We start from the raw sequence: 21,234 nt of genomic DNA on the forward strand, positions 1-21,234 counted from the left end.
GCGCCCGTGGCGCGCCCCAGACTCAGGCGGGGCGCGCCACTCCCTTGGTTTCCCGATCCGAAATTCGCATAGAAACTTCTGATCCACGCGCCGAGGCGCAGGCCAGCCGATGCAAAATCGTTTCTTGCCCTATCTCCTGACCTTGCCCAGCCTGTTCCTGGCGGCGGTCGTCATCTTCTGGCCGGTCTGGGACCTGATCCAGATTTCGACGCATGACGTCAACCGCTTCGGCCAGTTGCGCGAGTTCTCGGGCCTTGCCAATTTCGCGGCACTCGCCGCCGATCCCGACTTCGTCGCCGCACTCTGGCGCACCGGCCTATGGACCGTGCTGGTGGTCGGCGGCGCGCTGCTGCTGTCGGTGCCGGTGGCGATGATCCTCAACACCGACTTCTACGGCCGCGGCATCGCCCGGGTCATCATCATGCTGCCCTGGGCAGTGTCGCTGACCATGACGGCGGTGGTCTGGCGCTGGGCGCTGAGCGGCGAAAGCGGCATGCTGAATTCGGCGCTGCTTGGCCTCGGCATCATCGATCACAACATCCAGTGGCTGGCGCAGGCCAGTACCGCTTTCCCGATGCAGGTGTTGATCGGTATATTGGTGACGGTGCCGTTCACCACGACGATCTTCCTCGGCGGCCTGTCGTCGATCCCGGACGATCTCTACGAGGCGGCGGCGCTCGAAGGAGCGACGGCGCTGCAGCAGTTCCGCGAGATCACCTTTCCGCTGCTGAAACCGTTCATCAACATCGCCATCGTGCTCAACACCATCTACGTCTTCAATTCGTTCCCGATCATCTGGGTGATGACGCAGGGCGGGCCGGCCAACTCGACCGACATCCTGGTCACCCACCTCTACAAGCTCGCCTTCCGCATCGGTAAACTGGGCGAGGCGTCTGCGGTGTCGCTGGTGATGTTCGCCATATTGCTGGTCTTCACCATGATCTATGTTCGCCTCGCCATGCGGGAGCAGCGCGCATGACAAGCAAACTGAAGCGCACTGTCATCGCCTGGTTGCTGCTGGCGCCGCTGATCGTGGTGACGATCTTTCCCTTTGCGGTGATGTTCCTCACCGCGGTCAAGCCAAGGCAGGAGGTGCTGTCGCCGACCTGGTGGCCGAGCGAGTTCCGCTGGTCGAATTTTGCCGACATGTGGGTGGCGACCGGCTTCGGCCAGGCGCTGGCCAATTCGCTTTACGTCTCGATCATCGCCACCGTCGGCGCCATCCTCATCTCGGTGCCGGCGGCCTACGCCATGTCGCGCTTTCGCTTTGCCGGCTATGGCGCCTTCCGCCAGTTCCTGCTGATCTCGCAGATGATCTCACCGATCGTGCTGGTGCTCGGCCTGTTCCGGCTGATGGCTGCCTGGGGGCTGGTGGAAAGCACCACGGCGCTCGGCTTCATCTACATGGCCTTCAACGTCGCCTTCACGGTGTGGATGCTGCAGAGCTATTTCGACACCATTCCGCGCGATCTCGAGGAGGCGGCCTGGATGGAAGGCGCCGGCCGCTGGCTGACCCTGCGCAAAGTGTTCCTGCCGCTCTGCCTGCCGGCGATCGCGGTGACGGCGATCTTCACCTTCATCAACGCCTGGAACGAATTCGTCGTCGCGCTGACCATGCTGCGCAGCCAGGAGAGCTATACGCTGCCGATCCAGGTGTTTTCGCTGGTCGCCGGCCGCTACACGATCGAGTGGCATCACGTCATGGCCGCGACGCTGCTGGCGACCTTGCCGGTGGCGATCCTGTTCATCTGGCTGCAGCGCTATCTCGTCCGCGGGCTGGCGCTCGGGGCGGTCAAATAGCAATCGCAGCAATTCCAGGAAAGTGCGAAGCGGTTTTCCGCCCGGAATTGCGAAAAACAAAAAGTCCACCACGGAGCTTTCATGCGCATCTTCACCGCCTCGCTGGCGACGGAAACCAACACCTTCTCGCCGGTGCCGACCGACCGGGCCTCGTTCGAGATGGCGTTCTATGCCGGGCCGGGCAAACATCCGGAGACGCCGACGCTGTGTTCCTCGCCGATCGTCGCCTTGCGCCGGCGCGCGGCAAAAGAGGGCCTGACCGTGATCGAAGGCACCGCCACCTGGGCGGAGCCGGGCGGCCTGGTACAGCGGCAGACCTTTGAGGCGCTGCGCGACGAAATCCTCGACCAGTTGAAAGCGGCTCTGCCGGTCGATGCCGTCATCCTCGGCCTGCACGGCGCCATGGTGGCGCAAGGCTATGACGATTGCGAGGGCGATCTGCTGGAACGTGTGCGCGGAATTGTCGGGCCTGACGTGGTGATCGCCTCCGAGTTCGATCCGCACAGCCATCTGACGCCGAAGCGCGTGGCGGCGTCCGATGTCATGGCCTATTTCCTCGAATTCCCGCACACCGATTTCTACGAGCGCGGCGAGCATGTCGTCGAGCTTGGCCTGGCGGCGGCGCGCGGCGAGATCAAGCCCGTCATCTCGACCTTCGATTGCCGCATGATCCAGGTGCTGCCGACCAGCCGGGAACCGATGCGGTCCTTCGTCGACCGCATCAAGGCGCTGCATGGCAAGGATGGCGTGCTGTCGGTCTCGGTCATCCACGGCTTCATGGCCGCCGATGTGCCCGAGATGGGTACGCGCATCCTGGTCGTCACCGACAATGACAAGGCCAAGGGCGATGCGCTGGCGGAGCGGCTGGGACGCGAGCTCTACGCCCTGCGCGAGAAGACGGCGATGACGATGCTGGATACCGCCGACGGCATCGATCGCGCATTGGCGGTGCGCGCGGAAAAACAGGACAAGCCGGTGGTCATCGCCGACATCTGGGACAATCCGGGTGGCGGCGTTGCCGGTGACGGCACAGTCGTGCTGCGCGCCATGCTGGAACGTGGCCTGAACAATGTCGGCGTGGCGACGATCTGGGATCCGATTGCCGTGACCTTCTGTCAGGCGGCGGGCGAGGGGGCCGTCATCGACCTGCGTTTCGGCGGCAAGGCTGGGCCATTGGCGGGCGAGCCGATTGACGCCCGGGTCAAGGTGCTGAAGGCCGTTGCGGAGGGCTGGCAGAGTTTCGGGCCGAGCCGGGTGACGCTCGGACCGACGGCGCTGGTTCGTATCGAAGGCACCGAGGTCGACATCATCCTCAACACCAACCGCACGCAGACCTTTGAGCCGGACATCTTTTCCAACATTGGCGTCGATCCGATGAGCAAGGATATCTTGCTGATCAAGTCGACCAATCATTTCTACGCCGGCTTCGAGCCGATCGCGGCGGAGATCATCTATGTCACGGCGCCGAGTTCATATCCGAGCAATCCGGCGGTGACCGATTACAAGAAGCTGACGCGGCCGGTGTGGCCGCGGGTGGCGGATCCGTGGAAGTGACAATCTCCCCCCTCGAGGGGGAGATTAGCCGGCGCTACACCAGCCCCCGCTTGACCATCATCGCTTCCGGTGAAGGCATCTTGCCGCGGAACGCGGTGTAAAGCTCTTCCGGGTCCTTCGAGCCGCCGGCGGCGTAGATGTTCTTCCTCAGCCGTTCGGCCAGCGCCGGGTTGAAGGGATCGCCGGTCTCCTCGAAGGCGGCGAAGGCATCGGCATCGAGCACTTCCGACCACATGTAGGAGTAGTAGCCGGCCGAATAGCCATCGCCTGAAAAGACATGGCCGAAATGCGGGGTGCGGTGGCGCATGGCGATGGTATCGGGCATATCAAGCTTGTCGAGCGTTTCGGCTTCGAAACGAAGCGGTTCCGCCGGAGCGTCCGGCCGTGCGTGATAGGCCATGTCCATCAAGGCGGAGGACGTGAATTCGACCGTGGCGAAGCCGGCGCCGAACGTGCGCGTGGCCAGCATCTTGTCGAGCAGCGCCTTCGGCATCGGCTTGCCGGTCTTGACATGCAGCGCATGCTTTTCCAGCACCGCCGGCACCGTCAGCCAGTGCTCGTAGAGCTGCGAGGGCAGTTCGACGAAATCGCGGCTGACCGAGGTGCCGGCGACCGACGGCCAGGTGACGTCGGTGAGCATGCCGTGCAGCGCGTGGCCGAACTCATGAAACAGGGTTTTCGCCTCGTCGACCGACAGCAGTGCGGGTTCCCCTGCTGGCGGCTTGGCGAAGTTCATGATGTTGTAGATCACCGGCTTCGAGCCGCCACCCAGTCTGTAGCCGGACTTCAGCGCGCTCATCCAGGCGCCGGAGCGCTTGGAGGGCCGCGCGAAATAATCGGCGAGGAACAGGCCGCGCTCGCTGCCATCGGCATTTTTCACCACGAAGACACGCGCGTCGGGGTGCCAGGCGGCGATGCCCTTCTTCTCCTCGAAGGTGATGCCGAACAGCTTGGTCGCGACGTCGAAGCAGGCGTCGATGACGCGGTCGAGCTGCAGATAGGGCTTCAGTTCCGCCTCGTCGAAGGCGAATTTCTCCGCGCGCAGCTTCTCCTGGTAGAAGCGCCAGTCCCAGGCGGCGAATTTCTCATTGCTGCCGGCTTCCGCCGCCAGCCGCTCCAATTCCTTCTGGTCGGCGGCGGCCTTCTCCAGCGCCTTTTCCCAGACCGGATCGAGCAGGTCGTGCACCGCCTTCGGCGTCTTGGCCATGGTGTCGTCGAGCTTCAGCGCGGCAAAGGAGGCGTAGCCGAGCAGCTTCGCCTTTTCGGCCCGCAGCTTCAGCATGTCGCGCACGACTGACGTGTTGTCGGTGGCGCCGCCATTCTGGCCGCGCATGGTGAAGGCGCGGAAGGCGATCTCGCGCAGGTCGCGGCGTTCCGAGAAGGTCGTGAACGGCTCGTAGATCGAGCGCGACAAGGTGACGGCGTAGCGGCCTTTCTGGCCGCGCATTTCGGCGGCTTCCGCCATCGAGCTCTTCACGAAGTCGGGCAGGCCGGCAAGGTCGGCCTCGTCGAGGAACAGCGCCCAGTCGCGTTCGTCGGCCAGCACGTTCTGGCCGAACGTCGTGCCGAGTGATGACAGGTCCTCGCTGATCTTCGCCAGCCGCTTCTTGCCGTCGGCGTCGAGCTTGGCGCCGGAACGGACGAAACCCTTCCAGGTCTTCTCCAGCACCCGCAAGGTCTCGGCGTCGAGGCCGAGGCTGTCGCGGCGCTGGTAAAGGTCGTCGATGCGGGCGAACAGTCTCTCGTTCATCGAGATCGCCGAGAAGTGCCTGGACATTTTTGGCGAAATGTCGCGCTCCAGCGCCTGGATGGCGTCGTTGGTATGGGCGCCGGCGCGGCACCAGAAGATCGAGGAGACGTGATCGAGCGCCTCGCCGCCGAGTTCCAGCGCTTCAAGCGTGTTCTCGATGGTCGCTGCATCCGTGTTGCCGGCGATCGCCTCGATCTCGGCCTCATGTGCCTTCAGCGCCGCGTCGAAGACCGGGGAGAAATCGTCGTCGCCGATATGGGCAAAGTCGGGCAGGCCGAGCGGCCCTTGCCACGTGGTCAGCGGGTGGGCGGCGAGATCGATGGCTTTTTTTGAAGTCATGAGTTGTCTTTCGGATATGACGGCGAGGGGAAGGGGTGGGTCACCACCGATGTAGGGCGCTGGTTTGCCGCGCGCAACCGCGCCGGCTGTCAGGTTTTCGTCAATAGCCCTCGCAGTCTTCGGCGATTGCCGCCTGCGAGCTGGCGGTGATGCGGTTGTTGGCCACCGCGAAGGTTTCCTGCATCAGCATGTCATTGCCGGGGAAATCGTAGCAGGCGATCACCGTGGTGACGCCGCCCTCACTCTTCTCGATGCGGTGGCGGATCACAGCACCGGCAACGGCACCTTTCCATTCGTCGAGCGAGGCGATGAATTCCTGCTTGCTTTGAACGACGCCGAGGTCATCGAGCTTGATGCGGACATCGTCGGCGAGCAGGTCGGCGAGTTCGGTGCGGTCGGCGACCAGCAGCGCCGAATACCAGCGGCTGATGATGGCGCCGTCATCGGCGCGGGCGGCAATGATTGCTACCAGCAGTGCGGCCGCAGTGAAAACGACCGAGCGGACGTTCATCACCTGGCGCACTGTCCCGTTCATTCCAGCACTGGCCGCTCGAAGTCGCCGGTCTCCTTGTTCATCACCCAGAGTTCGCCGGTCGAAATGTCGAACCAGGCCCCGTGCAGCGACAGCCGCCCCTTGCCCTCAAGGATCGAGACGCAAGGAAAGGTCCTGAGGTTGGCGATGGAATAGCGGATCGAGATGCGTTCAAGCGCGGTCTGGCGCTCCGTTGCCGTCATGAAGGTGCTGGAGGACACGGTTTCGGCAGCCGGCGCGATCAGGCTCATCCATTTGCCGATGAAATCGCCGGGGGACAGCGGCGCGGAATTCGGGTCGAGCGCGGCGCGGATGCCGCCGCAGCGGCCGTGGCCCATGACGACGATGTTCTTGACCTTCAGGCTCTGCACCGCGAATTCGAGCGCGGCCGAGGTCGAATGGAACTCGCCGTCCGGCTCGTAGGGCGGCACCAGATTGCCGACATTGCGCAGCACGAAGAGTTCGCCCGGCCCGGCGTCGAAGATCGCTTCGGGGGCCGAGCGCGAATCGCAGCAGGCAACGATCATGGTTTCCGGGGCCTGCCCCTCGCGGGCGAGCTCGCGATAGCGGCCGCTTTCGGTGAGGTAGCGGCCATTCATGAAATTGCGGTAGCCGGCGAGGAGGTGGTCGGGAAGATGAGGCATGGGCAGCTTTCCAGGTTGGAGGCGGCAGCTCTTTGCGGTCGAGAAAGGCTCTAACGGTAAAAGCCTGCTGCGAGCAATGCAGAATTGTGAGGGCTGGCCATAAATGCCATGCGCCAAAGCGCGACGTCGACCGACACTGTCACGCCCAGATGGCGACCGGTATGCCGAAACCGTCAGCGAGCGGCGGATTCGGAAACGGCCTGGCCTTGCCGCCGGCGATACGGCCGGCGATCAGCATCATGACAGCCGCATCGAGGAAATCGTCGGCGGCCGCGCCACGCGGCGGCGGCTGGTCGAGGAAGTCCATGTCATAGCCGTGCCGGCACAGCAGCGCCTTGCGCTCCGCCATGCCGGCCGGGTTGACGCTGCCCTTGATCTTCTTCGGCAGCTGCATGGCCTGGTCGCCGTTCAGGCGGCAGAAGGCGACTTCCGGATGCGATTCGAAGATGCGGCGGCGCAGATCGGAGCGTGCGATCAGCAAGGCGTCGATCTCGCGGATCTTCGAAAAGATGCCGAACGCCTGGATGGAAACGCCACGCGGCGGATCGGATGTCGCCCTGGCCACCTCGCTTGCCCTACGATGCGCGGCATACCAGGCTTCGATTGTGGTGAAGTCGCTGGTGTCGGCATAGAGCGCGGCGCGGGACGGGATCGAAAACACGCTGGATTGGCGTGCGCCGAGCAGTGGGCGCAGCAGCGCCTCCGGTCCGCGACCGCCCTTGCTCGAAAACTCCGGCAGGCCGATCGGCATGTCGACAGCGACAATCGCGTCGTCGGGATTAGCCGCGAGCAGTGCCGCGAAACTGACAAAAACCTCGACGGAAGGCGCCATGCCGGGGTTGCGCCGCACGGCGATCCAGCCGGCCTTGCAGCCGTCGGCGCCGACAAGCGCGACGTCAGAGGTCACGCCCGGCGGTCCCGCCCCGGATGTGTGAGGTGGCGCAGCTGCACCATGGCCATCGGGTGCGACAGGCTTTGCGCATCGGTTTCGAGCTGCAGCTCGTCGCCGCCGCGTTTTGCGGTGCGCGCCAGGATCTCGTAGACCGCCGCCGTGGTCGACTGTAGCGCCTTGATCGGTGGCTGGCCGGAGAGGATGCGGGCGAGGTAGACGGCCGCCGTCAGATCGCCCAGGCCGTTCGGCGGCTTGTCGATCAGGCGGTGTTCGGCCAGCAGCGCCTGGTTGCCGTCGAGCAGCAGATTGCCTGTACCATCAATCATCATCGACTGTGCCGAGGTGACCAGCATGGTCGACGGTCCGGCATGGAGTGCGGCCGAGATCACTGATTTGAGGTCGGGCAAGGGAACGCCGGCCATCCATTCCAACTCGTAACGGTTGGGCGTGGCGATGTCGGCGATCGGCATCAGCCGGTCGCGCATGGCGGCGGCGGTGGGTTCGGGCACATAGAGGCCGCCGGAATCGCCCATCACCGGATCGCAGATATAGACGGCATCCCGCGTCCTGGCCTTGACGGCGGCGACCAGCGAGGCGAGGGCCTCGGCCTGGCCGGCTTCGCCGAGATAGCCCGACAGCACGGCGCCGACCTCGCCCAGCCATGGCGCGCGCTCGAGATCGGCCATCAGCGCCTTGAACTGGTCAAGTGGCGGCACGATGCGGGTCGCTCGTCCGTGGCCAGGATGCCAGGGCAGCGTCACCGTGGGCACGGCCCAGACCGGAAAGCCCAGCGTTTCCAGCGCAAACACGGCGGCACGGTTGCCGACCGAACCGCGCACGACATGGCTGGAAATGACTATGACCGCACGCGGCGCGTCGGTTTGCTCGGCGCTCATTGTTCTTTGATTCCTAACTGCCCCGGATGACGTAAAGCACGAGCCAGACCATCAGGCCCAGCGTCAGGAGCAGGCCGAGTGTTCGGCCAATGCGGGTGCCCCAGACTTCGATCGGATCGTCGCGGTCGGCATCGGCCGCGGCGACGTGGTCGCGCACGCCTTTCGTGGTCCGCGCCACAAACGAGGTGCCGGACGGATCCGTCTCGCGCGCAACGCGCTCGAGGATGCGGCGCGATTCCCTCTCGCTGTCGTGGCGTTCCGCCATGATGATGTCCCGTTTCGACCGGACCTTACCGCGTACGCGCGGCCAATCACAGGGCCTTGCGACAGCGCAATAGATGCCAGGCCTACTCCAGAGGTCGAGGCCGTTTTCTTGCGCGCTGATTGTGGTAATGCTTCGCATGCAACTTCTACCGAGGGACCCCATCATGCTTGCCCAGCGCCTTGCTCGACCATCGACATTCCGCACGCTGCCCGCCTTCCTGATGATGGCAATCGTGCTGCCGCTGCTTGCCGGCTGCGGCTACAACACGATCCCGACGGCGGAGGAAAACGCCAAGGCGGCCTGGAGCGAGGTGCTGAACCAGTATCAGCGCCGCGCCGACCTCATCCCCAATCTGGTCGAGACGGTCAAAGGCTATGCCTCGCATGAAAAGGACACGCTCGACGCGGTGGTCGAGGCACGCGCCAAGGCGACCCAGATCACGGTGACGCCGGAAACGCTGAAGGATCCCGAAGCCCTCAAGAAGTTCCAGGATGCCCAGGCCGGGCTGACCAGCGCGCTGTCGCGGCTGATCGCGGTGTCGGAGGCCTACCCCGACCTCAAGGCCAACCAGAACTTTCTCGCGCTGCAGGCGCAACTCGAGGGCACCGAGAACCGCATTGCGGTGGCACGGCGCGACTACATCCAGGCGGTCAGGGATTATAATCTGACGCTGAAGACGTTCCCGTCGGTGCTGTGGGCGACCTTCTGGTTCCGCAGCAACGAGCCCTACGCCAATTTCACCGTCGACGAAGACAAGATGCAGCCGCCGAAGGTCGATTTCGGCACGAAGCAGGGCGGGTGATAGCCGGAGCCTAACGTCGTGATCTTGCAGGCCGATGAGGGGCGGCACGGCATTCGCGTTCTCGCGTTTGTGCTCCTCATCCTTTTCCTGCCCCTTACCGCCTTCGCCGCCGATCTCCCGGCGCTCACAGGCCGTGTCGTCGACAATGCCGGCATCATCGATGCCGCGACCGAGGCGGCGCTGACGCAAAAGCTTGCCGACTTTGAGACAAAGAGTTCCGACCAGATCGTCGTCGCCACGATTCCCAGCCTCGACGGCGAGGAGATCGAACCCTATGCCACCCGGCTGTTCAATCTATGGAAACTCGGCCAGGCGAAGGAGAACAACGGCGTCCTGTTGCTGGTGGCGCTGAACGATCGCAAGATGCGCATCGAAGTCGGCTCCGGGCTGGAAGGCACGCTCACCAATCTGCAGAGCAAGCGGATCATCGAAAACGACATGGTGCCGGCCTTCCGCGCCGGCGATTTCTCCGGCGGCATTTCCAAAGCCGTTGACGACATTGTCATGGTGCTGGAAGGCAGCGGGTGACGACATGACCGCCTACATCATCAGCCGGCACAGCCGTTTCGTGACCCTGACAGGCGCCGCCTTGTTGGCCATCGCCGTCTTGCTCGTCGGCTTCACAGCCTTCGCCGCCGACCTGCCGGCGCTCACGGGCCGCGTCGTCGACAATGCCGGCATCATCGATGCCGGGACTAGAGCTGCGCTGACGCAAAAACTCGCCGACTTCGAGACCAAGGGCTCGGACCAGATCGTCGTCGCCACCATCCCCAGCCTCGATGGCGAGGAGATCGAACCCTATGCCAACCGGCTGTTCCGCTTCTGGAAGCTCGGCCAGGCCAAGGAGAACAATGGCGTGTTGCTGCTGGTCGTGCCGAACGACCACAAGATGCGCATCGAGGTCGGCTATGGTCTGGAAGGCACGCTGACCGACCTGCACACCAAGCTGATCATCGAAAACGACATGGTGCCGGCCTTCCGCGCCGGCGATTTCTCCGGCGGCATCAGCAAGGCCGTCGACGACATGGTCATGGTGCTGGAAGGCAATCCTGAGGAATTGGTGGCGCGCGGCGAGCGCAACCAGAAAGCACCGTTCAATACCGACAATCTGTTCTTCGCAGTGTTCATCGGCATCTGGGCGATCATCTTCTTCGGCAGCATGGCAGCCTCCATCCTGCCGCCGATCTTCGGCCAGAAGCTCGGGCCGGGACGCTATCGCTGGCTCGGCATGACCTTCGAGCCCGGCCGGCGCTCCTCAAGCGGCGGCTGGTCTTCTGGAAGTTCCGGCGGGGGCTGGTCTTCGGGCGGTGGCGGCGGTGGCTTTTCCGGCGGCGGCGGTTCGTCCGGCGGTGGCGGCTCCTCGGGAAGCTGGTGAGGGCATGACGACGCGCACCATCAGCCTGTTGAGGCCTGGCCATTTCAACCCGGCGATCCATGCTTTCCTGGCCGCGCTGGCGCTGCTTTTGTCCTGCTTCGCTGTTTTCGCCGCCGAGTTGCCGGCACTGACCGGACGGGTCGTCGACAATGCCGGCATCATCGATGCCGGCACCAAGGCGGCGCTGACGCAGAAACTCGCCGATTTCGAGAAGAAGGGCTCCGACCAGATCGTCGTCGCCACCATTCCCAGCCTCGATGGCGAGGAGATCGAACCCTATGCCAACCGGCTGTTCCGTTTCTGGAAACTCGGCCAGGCCGGCGAGAACAATGGCGTGCTGCTGCTGGTGGCCAAGAACGATCACAAGATGCGCATCGAGGTCGGCTATGGGCTGGAAGGCACGCTGACCGACCTGCACACAAAGCTGATCATCGAAAACGACATGGTGCCGGCGTTCCGCGCTGGCGATTTCTCGGGCGGCATCTCGAAGGCCGTCGACGACATGGTCATGGTGCTGGAAGGCAATCCCGAAGAGCTCGAAGCGCGCGGCAAGCGCAATCCCGCCGACAGCAGCACGCCTATCGACCCGATCGTCGCGGTGTTCCTGATCCTGTGGGGCACGATGTTCTTCGGCGGCATCGCGATGGCGTTCCTGCCGCCGATGTTCGGCACCAAGCTGTCGCCGGGCGTTTATAGATGGCTGGGCATGACGTTTCGTTACGGCCGGGGGCCGAGTGGATCGTCTGGCAGCAGCGGCTGGACGTCAGGTTCGTCGGGTGGCGGCTGGTCGTCGGGAAGCTCCAGCAGTGGCTGGTCGTCCGGGTCAAGCAGCAGCGGCGGCGGGTTTTCGGGCGGCGGCGGCTCGTCCGGTGGTGGCGGTTCTTCAGGAAGCTGGTGAGACAATGGCAACACGACCGATCAGCCCGCAAGATCATGAGCGCATCGCCGATGCGATCCATGCCGCCGAGGCCAAAACCGATGGCGAGATCTACTGCGTCGTGGCGCATGCCAGCGACGGCTATTTCGCCCCCGCCGCCTTGATGGCGACGCTTGGCATGCTGGTCGTCAGCCTCGCCGTCGCCTATGGGCTGGAGGCATGGTGGCTTACCATCCGCCTGCCGCATTTCGTCATCGCTCAACTGCTGGCGCTGGCCTGCGTGCTGGCCCTGTTATGGGCGCTGCCCGGCCTGCGCATCCATATGGTGCCACGGCGGCTGCGCTATCAGGCGGCGCACGCCAATGCGATCAAGCAGTTCCTCGCCCGCAACGTCCACCGCACCACGGCGCGCACCGGCGTGCTGGTCTTTGTCTCGATCGCAGAGCGCTACGCCGAGGTGGTCGCCGATTCGGGTATCGACGCCAAGGTCGGCCAGCATGTCTGGGACGGTGTGGTGCGTGATCTCACGGCGCACGCCAGCGACGATCGGCTTGCCGACGGTTTCGTCAAGGCGATCGAGCAGGTGGGGGCGGTGCTGGCCGAGCATTTCCCGGTCACCTCAGGCGATACCAACGAGTTGGACGACCACCTCGTCGAAATCTGAAAAGCCTGCCTGCAGGCGCCACCGGCCTGCTTCCGGACTGTCTCTGGTCGATGTCAGCAGTGTCAGGATCGGCTGTGAGAAAGCGGTCGGCGAGCCTTCCGGACTCTTGCAATCGGGCGATGCGGGTTTATGGTTAACAAATCATGAATACGCTGACGATCGACATCCGAAAAGCCGACCCGCGCGATGCTGGCGCCATCGCCGAAGTGCACCTGGAAGCCTGGCGCGGCGCCTATTCCGGCATCATTCCGCACCGCACGCTGACATCGATGATCAATCGTCGCGGCGCCGATTGGTGGGCGAATGCGATTCGCCGCGCCGCCACCGTTCTGGTCGTTGAAATCGGCGGCACCATCGCCGGCTATGCGACGATCGGCAAGAACCGTGCCCGGGAGCTCAAGCAGCAAGGCGAGATCTACGAATTGTACCTGCGCCCGGAATATCAGGGCATCGGTCTCGGCCGGCGCCTGTTTTCGGCAGCCAGGGCGCGCCTTGCCGACCATGGCCTGAAGGGCATGGTCGTGTGGGCACTGGAAGACAATCAGAATGCGCTGGCCTTCTATGCCGGCGCCGGCGGCCGCGATGTCGCCGAGGGTGTCGAGATCTTCGAGCAGAAAGCGCTGAAGAAGGTCGCCTTCGTCTGGGAATGACCGCCTGGGGATGATCGCGGAGGCCAAAGCCGATACGCCGCGCGTATCCCCGTGAAATCACGAGGCTGAAACATCTTGTGCCGATGATTGAACGCGTCGGATGGCATCGTGTCTCGCCTGACGTCCGCGAATACGATTCGCCGCATTGCGCCATTCTGCGCCGCCCGCTATCTCCTCCCCAACCGAGAGAGGGACAAAACCATGCGCATCGAAGCCATAGCCATCGGAAAGAATCCGCCTGAGGACATCAACGTCATCATCGAAGTGCCGATCGGCGGCGAGCCGATCAAGTACGAGATGGACAAGGAAGCCGGCACGCTGTTCGTCGACCGCTTCCTGCACACCTCGATGCGTTATCCCGGCAATTACGGCTTCGTGCCGCACACGCTGTCAGGTGACGGCGATCCGATCGACGTTTTGGTCTGCAACACGCGCGCACTGGTGCCGGGCTGCGTCATCAATGTCAGGCCGATCGGCGTGCTGGTGATGGAAGACAATGCCGGTCAGGACGAAAAGGTCATCGCGGTGCCGTCACCGAAGCTGACGCTGCGCTACGAGAACGTCACCGAATACACGCATTTGCCCGAAATCACGCGCCAGCAGGTGCAGCACTTCTTCGAGCACTACAAGGATCTCGAACCCGGCAAATGGGTCAAGATCGAAGGCTGGCACGATTCCAAATATGCCAAGAAGATGATCGTCGACGCGATCGCGCGGGCGAAGGCGGCTAAATAAGGCCGAGCCTCGGACGGCTAGGTAGGTTTGGCAAAGCCTCTCAGCTTCGTCATACCAGGGCGGAGCAGCCGCGAAGCGGCGTCGCGGAGACCCTGGTATCCATGCCGTGACACCGGGTGAAGTGCGGGGCGGAACAGAATTCCGCAACGTTGCGGCGGTGTTGATGTCGCGGCATGGATCCTCGGGTCTGCGCCGCGTCGCTACGCTCCTTGCTTCGCCCGTGGATGACGAAGTGATGGGCGCTTCGGCCAATCGCCGAGGTGCTAATTATCGACGCGGCCGAAGGGCGGCACGTTGCCGATGGCGGTGTGCCGATCCTTGCCGCAGGCGAAGGTTCGCGCCTTTTCGTCGGCGAGTTTTCGCGCCTGGTCGTTGGCTTGCGGGTTGCCGGTGGCCAGGACAAGGCCGACCGTGCAGCTTTCTCGCGCATCCATCTGGCCGACCTTGGCGACAAGCAGCACGTCGGTCGATTTGTTCGCGTCCTCGCCATTGCTGATTGAGCGGCGGTGGATGACCGCGAAGGGCACGGCCTTGTCGCCATTGGTTTCGATGCGCCATTCGACCTTGGCGCCGGATGAATTGAAGCCTGAAAAACTCTCCCAGGCGGACGTCATGTCGCCGCCGGGCGGAAAACCGTAGAACAGCGATTCGCGGGCGTCGTCGTAGGCGATCAACACGGGATAGCCGCGATAGCCCGAACAGGCGAGATCGGCCCAGTCGCCGTCGCCTTCTCCGGCCTGCGCGTAGGTCACGCAGTCCTTTTTCCAGTCGAGATCGGTGTAAGCGCTCGATATGCCGCCGGCATGTGCCACCTGGCAGCGACCGGCGAGGGCAAGCGGGATCAGAATGGCACGCATGACGGACATCTCCGGTTCAGGCCGGAGCAGCGTACCGCCAATCGCTATTTCTTCAAGCTCGCTTCGATCAGCAGGTCGGCGTTGCGGGCGACCGACTGCGCCGGACCGCCGAGGCCGAACAACTGGCCGCTGATATAGGCGCCTTCGATGAGGAGCAGCAGCCCGTCGCCCAGCGTGTCGGCATCTTCTGCCCCCATCGCGGCGGCCATGGCGCGCAGCCGGCGGCGCAGTTCCTGCTTGTTGGCCTCGCTGACGACGCGGGCCGGATGGCTGTGTTCGGGATACTCGACCGCGGCATTGGTCATGCCGCAGCCGCGATAGTCGGCCACTTGCGTGCGCTTGCCGATGCGGGTCAGGAAAGCCTTGATCTGCGCGCGCGGATCACCGGGATGGGCGTTCACCGACTCGTTGAAACGCTCCCAATATTCACGATCGTATTGCCGGAGATAGGAAGCGGCCAATTGGTCCTTGGAGGGAAAGCTGCGATAGAGGCTGGGCTTGGTGACGCCGGCGCGCTTGACGATCTCGTCGACGCCGATCGCCCTGATGCCCCGTCGATAAAACAGGTCATAGGCGACGTCGAGGATCTTCTTGGCAGCCTTGGGCGGCGACGCCGCATGACGGTCGTTGATGGTCAGTTCAATATTTTTGTCCGTTGGCATCATGTGACTCGATTGACGTGTTACCGATCGGTACGTATACATGGCTCACCCTGCAACGTACCGGTCAGTAACATGATAGCTCAATCCCGTCCCTTTGGCCAGCGCTACGCTTTCGTCGTGGTCGGCGTCATCTTCCTCTGCCTGCTGATCGCGGCCGGGCTTCGTTCGGCGCCCTCCGTGATGATGCTGCCGCTGGACAACAGCTTCGGCTGGGGGCGCGACACCGTTTCGATTGCCGCCGCCATCGGTATCTTCCTCTATGGTCTGACCGGGCCGTTCGCCGCCGCGCTGATGGAGCGTATCGGTCTGCGCCGCACGCTGCTTGCCTCGCTGGTGATCATGTCGGGCTCGACGGCGCTCAGCCTGCTGATGACCGAGCCCTGGCACCTGTTCCTCACCTGGGGCGTGTTTTCCGGTATCGGCTCCGGCGCGGTTGCCACCGTGCTCGGCGCCACCATCGTCAATCGCTGGTTCAAGACCAATCGCGGCCTGGTGATGGGACTAATGTCTGCCTCCAGCGCTACCGGCTTGCTGGTGTTCCTGCCGCTGCTCGCCTCGCTCGCCCAGTCCGGCGGCTGGCAGCCGGTCGCCATTGCCGTCTCTGTTGCCACTGCCTGTCTTCTGCCGCTGGTCTGGCTGCTGGTGCCGGAGCGTCCCGCTTCCATCGGCATGGTGCGTTATGGCGCCGAGGCCGATGATGTGCCGCCGACATCGCCGGCATCGCAAGGCAATTTCCTGGCGCATACGCTGAACACGCTGCGCCGCGCCGCCGGCACCCGCGTCTTCTGGTATCTTTTCGCCACCTTCTTCATCTGCGGTTTCACCACCAACGGGCTGGTCGGCACGCATCTCATCTCCTTTTGCGGCGACATGGGCATCGGCGAGGTGCAGGCGGCCGGCCTGCTGTCGCTGATGGGCATTTTCGACCTGATCGGCACGACGCTGTCGGGCTGGCTCACCGACCGTTTCGACCCGCGCAAGCTGCTCGGCGTCTATTACGGCATTCGCGGCTTGGCGCTGATCTACCTGCCCTATTCCGGCTTCTCGGCGACCAGCCTGATCATCTTCGCTGTGCTCTACGGTCTCGACTGGATCGCCACCGTGCCGCCGACGCTCAGGCTCGCCAACGAAGCCTTCGGCGACCGCAGCGGCCCGATCGTGTTCGGCTGGATCGTCGCCGGCCACCAAGTAGGTGCCGCCGCCGCGGCCGCCTTCGGCGGCACCATGCGCGAATTGCAGGGTAATTACGAACTGGCCTTCCTGATTGCCGGCATGACGGCCATCGCTGCGGCCTGTATCTCGCTGCTGATCAACACCAGCCGGCCGGCATTCGACCCGGAGCCGCAGGCCGCTTGAGGCGCGGCCTATAATCTCCCCCCTAGAGGGGAGATGTCGCCGAAGGCGACAGAGGGGGTCGGTTCGACCAGGCTCAACTCTTAAATCTTACTGCGGACGCTAGAGGCTGGCACTTCACGCGCAAGGACCCCCTCTGGCCTGCCGGCCATCTCCCCGTCAAGGAGGGAGATCAGCAGCTTCGACCTCGCCGCTAGTCCTGCGATGCGATTCTCAGTCGGGGTAGCAGACCATCGGAATGTTCGGCCACACGGCGCTGTCGCAGTTGGCGCTGGCTTGTCTCTGCTTGAAGGCGGTGCTGACCGGTCCCGTCACCATAGGGTCAACGCCATCAGGCGCATCGGCAAAGGCCTGTTCGGCCGTCTGGGTGTCGGACTGGGCAACAGCGCGCGCACCCTTCTGCGTCGAGGCAGCCGACTGTGCGGCGTTGGCCGCCAGCAGCAAGGCAAAGGCCACCGAAGCGATGAGGGGCCAAAATCGGTTGAGTTTGTCGGTCATGATGGTCGAACTGCCCGGGCCCTGAAAGGTTCCCGCCTTGGTTAACAAAATCATCTCACACGCAGATGCTTAAGATTTGATGAGTATTTGGTGTCGCGCGTCCTCTTTCGCAACTGCGAAAAACCCTGTATGAGCCGCGCAACCGAAAGAGGCAGCGCCTTTGGCCTGCTGCCTGCAACGCTTCCGAGACCAGAACATGAAAATTCGTAATATCGCGATCATCGCGCACGTCGACCATGGAAAAACCACCCTCGTCGACCAATTGCTGCGGCAATCCGGCTCCTTCCGCGACAACCAGCGCGTCGCCGAACGCGCCATGGATTCCAACGACCTCGAAAAGGAACGCGGCATCACCATCCTCGCCAAGGCGACCTCGGTCGACTGGAAGGACACGCGCATCAACATCGTCGACACGCCCGGCCACGCCGATTTCGGCGGCGAGGTCGAGCGCATCCTGTCGATGGTGGATTCGGCCATCGTGCTGGTCGACGCCGCCGAAGGGCCGATGCCACAGACCAAATTCGTCGTCGGCAAGGCGCTCAAGGTCGGCCTGAAGCCGATCGTCGTCATCAACAAGATCGATCGCCCGGACGCCCGCCATGTCGAGGTGGTCAACGAGGTGTTCGACCTGTTCGCAGCGCTCGACGCCACCGACGACCAGCTCGATTTCCCAATTCTCTACGGTTCGGGCCGCGATGGCTGGGTCTCCGAGAACCCGGAGGGCCCGAAGGATCAGGGCCTGGCGCCGCTGTTCGACCTCGTCATCAAGCATGTGCCGGAGCCGACCGTTCATCCCGGCCCGTTCCGCATGATCGGCACCATCCTGGAAGCCAACCCGTTCCTCGGCCGCATCATCACCGGCCGCATCGAGAGCGGCACGCTGAAGTCGAACCAGGCGGTCAAGGTGCTGCACCATGACGGCACCCAGATCGAAACCGGCCGCATTTCCAAGATCCTCGCCTTCCGTGGCCTCGAGCGCCAGCCGATCGAGGAGGCCCAGGCGGGCGACATCGTCGCCATTGCCGGCCTGTCCAAGGGCACCGTCGCCGACACGTTCTGTGACATGGCGGTGACCGAGGCGCTGCACGCGCAGCCGATCGATCCGCCGACCGTGACCATGTCCTTCCTCGTCAATGACAGCCCGCTCGCCGGCACCGAAGGCGACAAGGTGACCAGCCGCGTCATCCGCGACCGCCTGTTGCGCGAGGCCGAAGGCAATGTCGCGCTGAAGATCGAGGAATCGCCCGACAAGGATTCGTTCTTCGTTTCCGGCCGCGGCGAATTGCAGCTGGCCGTGCTGATCGAGACGATGCGCCGCGAAGGTTTTGAAATCGCCGTGTCGCGTCCGCGCGTCGTCATGCAGAAGGGCGAGAACGGCGAATTGCTAGAGCCGGTCGAGGAAGTCGTCATCGACGTCGACGAAGAGCATGCCGGCATCGTCGTGCAGAAGATGTCGGAGCGTAAGGCCGAGATGGTCGAGTTGCGCCCCTCCGGCGGCAACCGTCAGCGCATCGTCTTCCATGCGCCGACACGCGGCCTGATCGGGTACCAGTCGGAACTGTTGACCGACACGCGCGGCACCGCCGTGATGAACCGCCTGTTCCATGCCTATGAGCCCTACAAGGGCGAATTGCCGGGCCGCACCAATGGCGTGCTGATCTCCAACGAACAGGGCGAGGCCGTGGCCTACGCCATGTGGAACCTGGAAGACCGCGGCCCGATGGTCATCGATCCAGGCGTCAAGGTCTACCAGGGCATGATCATCGGCATTCACAGCAGAGACAACGATCTCGAAGTGAACGTGCTGAAGGGCAAGAAGCTGACCAACATCCGCGCCGCCGGCAAGGACGAGGCGGTCAAGCTTACCCCGCCGATCCGCATGACGCTGGAACGCGCGCTGGCCTGGATCCAGGACGACGAGCTGGTCGAGGTGACGCCGAAGACCATCCGCCTGCGCAAGCTCTATCTCGACCCGAACGAACGCAAGCGTTTCGAGAAGTCGGCCAAGGTTGTCGGCGCGGCGTAATTTTCTGACTTCTGATTGTATGAGAGAGGGGCGGAGCACCTGATGCTTCGCCCCTCTCTCGTTCACCCACCGGCCGCTTGGATGATGGCTTCGTGATCCGGCTCGCCGCCCAGATCGACACGAACCGTCATTCCCTCGCGGGCTGGCTTGCGCAGGGCTTTGGCTCCGTCCGGATCGACGACCAGCAGGCGCCGCTCCTCCAACGCTTGAAGCCGCGACCGCGAAATGCCGAGTTCATTGGCAAGCAGACGGTCGAGCCGGAGCGATGTCGGCATCTCCAGCCCAAGCTGGAGTTCCAGGGCCGCCGCGCTTTCCCTGGTGCCGCCGAGCACTGCCTTGCATACCGCAACATCGGCAAACTCCTCGACACGCCCCACCTTGTTGCGCAAGGCGACGATGTCGAAGGCATGGCGCCGCGCCAATCCCACATCGTTGCTTTCGAGCGCCTGCAGCAGCGCCGGCTCGATGTCGCGGCGGTTGCAGCGTTCGAGAATGCCGAAATTCCAGGAATTGTCGCAGTCGACGCAGCGATAGATCAGCCAGACGTCGATTCGCTTGCCGTTGGCGTTGACGCGGAATTTTCCGCTGCAGCGATAGGCCTTCACGCCGCCGCAACGATTGCAGTTGATCAGCGGTTGGGGTGCGATTGCAGGCGTGATCGCCCAGTGGATACGCAGAGTAGAAGACATGCCGATAAGCCCTTCCCGTCGGGAAGTTCATCAGGTCGGCACTATCGAGATGCCCATGCGGGCGCGGCGTGGCGGTAGGCTGCGGAGATTGTGAAGTCAGGTGTCGCGGCCGGAAAGCGCGCGACAGCGGTTCAGCAGTGCCAAACCGGTCTCGAACCGCCGCCCAGAAGAACACATGAACATGAAACAGGCACCACGAATGCGGCGCCATGCAAGTGTGTCGGGGGAGTTGGCGAGACCGGCGGTTACTGAGGCAAAGTGAAGCTCGAATTTGTTTCGCGGCGGGTCTTCTAGCCGTAGCCGGCGAGGACGGCAAGGGAGGCGGTAACTTCCAACGAATGATGTCTTCCTGCTTTATTTGGGAAGGATCATTTGGAGACGGCCCGTGGGAACTTACCGTCGGCTCCAACCACTTGCGATCACCGATCTGATGGCGCTGACGCCCAACGGAGGTACGCTCTCTATGTCTTCAATGGTTCGCAGGACCGAATAGTGATCAATCCTTTCAGTGTAACGTCCCCCTTCAATTCCAAATCCGTAGAATACAGTGAATATATGGTTTTCCGTATGGTAGTCGTCCTCATCGAACGTCACGATCAAAAGGCTGTGGTTCTTCTTCGACCAAACGGCGTAACCTCCAAGATGATTTTTCAACCAGCTGTCAGCCGCCGCTATCGTGCCATCATGCATGTCATTTTCGAGATTGGGGATCACGAAGCTGACGGATGGTAGCTTCGCATAGTCGCGAGGGAACTGGGCCAAAGACTTCTCAAAGCCCTTCGCGTCCGCAAACGATTCCCAGGGATTATGCTTTCGCGGCGATCCGGCTTCGACGTAGCCCGCAAATGTCTTGCCATGAGCCCGAAGGCGAGCGGCCAAGTTGGGCGCTGCGAAGCTGTGCATGCCATCGTCATGGACAGCTTGTGTCAAGCCGCTGAACAGTGCGAAGTAATTGGGTTGGCTGGGGTGAGCGACCCCATAGGATCGATCGAACAGGGCGCCGCCTTTTGCCAACTTGTTCAAATAGGGAGCAGCTCGTCCCGCCAGAGAAATCTGCTCAAAGGTGTGGTTCTCCATGATCACGACAACGACGTGATCATATTTCGGCGGCTGCCTCGACGATGCTACGGCCTGGGGCGCTCCGCTCAGCGCCATGCTGGCTACCAGGACAGCCGGCATTGAGAATCGTCGAAACTCCGTGTGCCAACTTTGCACAACCACGAAAACTCCTCCTCCCGCCTGCTCGGCAAGATCAACCTGACTGCAAGTCAGGCCTGGCAGTCAAGGGCATGGCCGAATGCGGAGCCGGTCTGGGATCTGCTAGCGCCGACGTTGCAAGCGGAGATGTCGATCGGATATCGTGCGCCCTTCAAC

The 21,234-nt window shown here is 63.3% G+C and carries 22 protein-coding genes and 1 pseudogene; 12 read left to right on the forward strand and 11 right to left on the reverse strand.

The genetic code is table 11. From position 1 onward, the window contains the following. Positions 1-109: 109 nt before the first annotated feature. The 3 genes from AC56QX_RS07425 to AC56QX_RS07435 all read left to right on the forward strand — a co-directional run bounded on the left by AC56QX_RS07425 (position 110) and on the right by AC56QX_RS07435 (position 3,354). Positions 110-979, forward strand: a complete 870-nt coding sequence (locus tag AC56QX_RS07425; RefSeq protein WP_027042973.1) for a carbohydrate ABC transporter permease — start codon at positions 110-112, stop codon at positions 977-979. Next, positions 976-1,800, forward strand: coding sequence for a carbohydrate ABC transporter permease (locus tag AC56QX_RS07430; RefSeq protein ID WP_172222440.1), 825 nt, complete (start codon positions 976-978; stop codon positions 1,798-1,800). Before AC56QX_RS07425 ends, AC56QX_RS07430 begins: the two co-directional genes overlap by 4 nt. An 81-nt stretch (positions 1,801-1,881) precedes the next feature. Next, a complete protein-coding gene (locus AC56QX_RS07435; protein WP_497114889.1) occupies positions 1,882-3,354 on the forward strand; it encodes a M81 family metallopeptidase in 1,473 nt (490 codons plus the stop codon). Positions 3,355-3,388: 34 nt separating this feature from the next. Here AC56QX_RS07435 and AC56QX_RS07440 read toward each other — a convergent pair whose 3' ends face one another. The 6 genes from AC56QX_RS07440 to AC56QX_RS07465 all read right to left on the reverse strand — a co-directional run bounded on the left by AC56QX_RS07440 (position 3,389) and on the right by AC56QX_RS07465 (position 8,672). Next, a complete protein-coding gene (locus AC56QX_RS07440; RefSeq protein ID WP_497114890.1) occupies positions 3,389-5,443 on the reverse strand; it encodes a M3 family metallopeptidase in 2,055 nt (684 codons plus the stop codon). A 100-nt stretch (positions 5,444-5,543) separates the two neighbouring features. Beyond that, positions 5,544-5,978: a nuclear transport factor 2 family protein gene (locus AC56QX_RS07445; RefSeq protein ID WP_497114892.1), complete on the reverse strand. Its 435-nt coding sequence runs from the start codon at positions 5,976-5,978 to the stop codon at positions 5,544-5,546. Then, positions 5,975-6,619, reverse strand: coding sequence for a carbonic anhydrase (locus tag AC56QX_RS07450; protein WP_027060457.1), 645 nt, complete (start codon positions 6,617-6,619; stop codon positions 5,975-5,977). Before AC56QX_RS07450 ends, AC56QX_RS07445 begins: the two co-directional genes overlap by 4 nt. Positions 6,620-6,758: 139 nt before the next feature. Next, entirely contained in the window at positions 6,759-7,526 is a 768-nt protein-coding gene (locus AC56QX_RS07455) for a DUF429 domain-containing protein (RefSeq protein ID WP_497114894.1), read from the reverse strand. Next, entirely contained in the window at positions 7,523-8,407 is an 885-nt protein-coding gene (gene pdxY, locus AC56QX_RS07460) for a pyridoxal kinase PdxY (protein WP_497114895.1), read from the reverse strand. The genes AC56QX_RS07455 and pdxY overlap by 4 nt, the downstream gene beginning before the upstream one ends. Positions 8,408-8,420: 13 nt before the next feature. Beyond that, positions 8,421-8,672: a hypothetical protein gene (locus tag AC56QX_RS07465; RefSeq protein ID WP_497114896.1), complete on the reverse strand. Its 252-nt coding sequence runs from the start codon at positions 8,670-8,672 to the stop codon at positions 8,421-8,423. A gap of 163 nt (positions 8,673-8,835) precedes the next feature. On the opposite strand from AC56QX_RS07465, the gene AC56QX_RS07470 reads away from it, so the two are divergent. The 7 genes and pseudogenes from AC56QX_RS07470 to ppa all read left to right on the forward strand — a co-directional run bounded on the left by AC56QX_RS07470 (position 8,836) and on the right by ppa (position 13,775). Then, positions 8,836-9,474: a LemA family protein gene (locus tag AC56QX_RS07470; protein WP_172222459.1), complete on the forward strand. Its 639-nt coding sequence runs from the start codon at positions 8,836-8,838 to the stop codon at positions 9,472-9,474. 51 nt (positions 9,475-9,525) lie between these two features. Continuing rightward, a pseudogene (locus tag AC56QX_RS07475) lies at positions 9,526-9,996 on the forward strand (TPM domain-containing protein); the annotation flags it as partial. A 10-nt stretch (positions 9,997-10,006) separates the two neighbouring features. After that, complete coding sequence (locus AC56QX_RS07480; RefSeq protein WP_497114898.1) at positions 10,007-10,849, forward strand: TPM domain-containing protein; 843 nt, start codon at positions 10,007-10,009, stop codon at positions 10,847-10,849. 4 nt (positions 10,850-10,853) lie between these two features. Then, positions 10,854-11,747: a TPM domain-containing protein gene (locus tag AC56QX_RS07485; protein WP_497114899.1), complete on the forward strand. Its 894-nt coding sequence runs from the start codon at positions 10,854-10,856 to the stop codon at positions 11,745-11,747. A gap of 4 nt (positions 11,748-11,751) precedes the next feature. Beyond that, positions 11,752-12,390, forward strand: a complete 639-nt coding sequence (locus tag AC56QX_RS07490; RefSeq protein WP_497114901.1) for a TPM domain-containing protein — start codon at positions 11,752-11,754, stop codon at positions 12,388-12,390. A 143-nt stretch (positions 12,391-12,533) separates the two neighbouring features. Further along, a complete protein-coding gene (locus AC56QX_RS07495; protein ID WP_010912199.1) occupies positions 12,534-13,040 on the forward strand; it encodes a GNAT family N-acetyltransferase in 507 nt (168 codons plus the stop codon). Between the two features lie 201 nt (positions 13,041-13,241). Continuing rightward, the gene (gene ppa, locus AC56QX_RS07500; RefSeq protein ID WP_475456018.1) at positions 13,242-13,775 is read left to right on the forward strand and encodes an inorganic diphosphatase; all 534 of its coding nucleotides are present in this window, start codon (positions 13,242-13,244) and stop codon (positions 13,773-13,775) included. A gap of 263 nt (positions 13,776-14,038) precedes the next feature. Here ppa and AC56QX_RS07505 read toward each other — a convergent pair whose 3' ends face one another. Together AC56QX_RS07505 and AC56QX_RS07510 are read right to left on the reverse strand one after the other, a co-directional pair. Beyond that, entirely contained in the window at positions 14,039-14,632 is a 594-nt protein-coding gene (locus AC56QX_RS07505; RefSeq protein WP_497114903.1) for a hypothetical protein, read from the reverse strand. Positions 14,633-14,676: 44 nt separating this feature from the next. Beyond that, positions 14,677-15,294 carry a TetR/AcrR family transcriptional regulator gene (locus AC56QX_RS07510; protein ID WP_497114905.1) on the reverse strand — a complete coding sequence of 206 codons (618 nt, stop codon included), beginning with the start codon at positions 15,292-15,294 and terminating at the stop codon, positions 14,677-14,679. 72 nt (positions 15,295-15,366) lie between these two features. Here AC56QX_RS07510 and AC56QX_RS07515 point away from each other — a divergent pair, with 72 nt between their 5' ends. Beyond that, the gene (locus tag AC56QX_RS07515) at positions 15,367-16,650 is read left to right on the forward strand and encodes an MFS transporter (protein ID WP_497114907.1); all 1,284 of its coding nucleotides are present in this window, start codon (positions 15,367-15,369) and stop codon (positions 16,648-16,650) included. Positions 16,651-16,860: 210 nt separating this feature from the next. Here AC56QX_RS07515 and AC56QX_RS07520 read toward each other — a convergent pair whose 3' ends face one another. Then, on the reverse strand, positions 16,861-17,145 hold the full coding sequence (locus AC56QX_RS07520; RefSeq protein ID WP_497114909.1) for a hypothetical protein: 285 nt from the start codon (positions 17,143-17,145) through the stop codon (positions 16,861-16,863). 196 nt (positions 17,146-17,341) lie between these two features. Here AC56QX_RS07520 and typA point away from each other — a divergent pair, with 196 nt between their 5' ends. Then, positions 17,342-19,171: a translational GTPase TypA gene (typA, locus tag AC56QX_RS07525; protein ID WP_172222479.1), complete on the forward strand. Its 1,830-nt coding sequence runs from the start codon at positions 17,342-17,344 to the stop codon at positions 19,169-19,171. A gap of 62 nt (positions 19,172-19,233) precedes the next feature. Here typA and AC56QX_RS07530 read toward each other — a convergent pair whose 3' ends face one another. Both AC56QX_RS07530 and AC56QX_RS07535 read right to left on the reverse strand, forming a co-directional pair. Then, the gene (locus AC56QX_RS07530; RefSeq protein ID WP_497114911.1) at positions 19,234-19,860 is read right to left on the reverse strand and encodes a DUF1062 domain-containing protein; all 627 of its coding nucleotides are present in this window, start codon (positions 19,858-19,860) and stop codon (positions 19,234-19,236) included. A 393-nt stretch (positions 19,861-20,253) separates the two neighbouring features. Further along, the gene (locus AC56QX_RS07535; protein WP_497114913.1) at positions 20,254-21,015 is read right to left on the reverse strand and encodes an alkaline phosphatase family protein; all 762 of its coding nucleotides are present in this window, start codon (positions 21,013-21,015) and stop codon (positions 20,254-20,256) included. Positions 21,016-21,234: the final 219 nt, after the last annotated feature.

The organism is Mesorhizobium sp. RCAM 06353 (genome assembly GCF_059683585.1).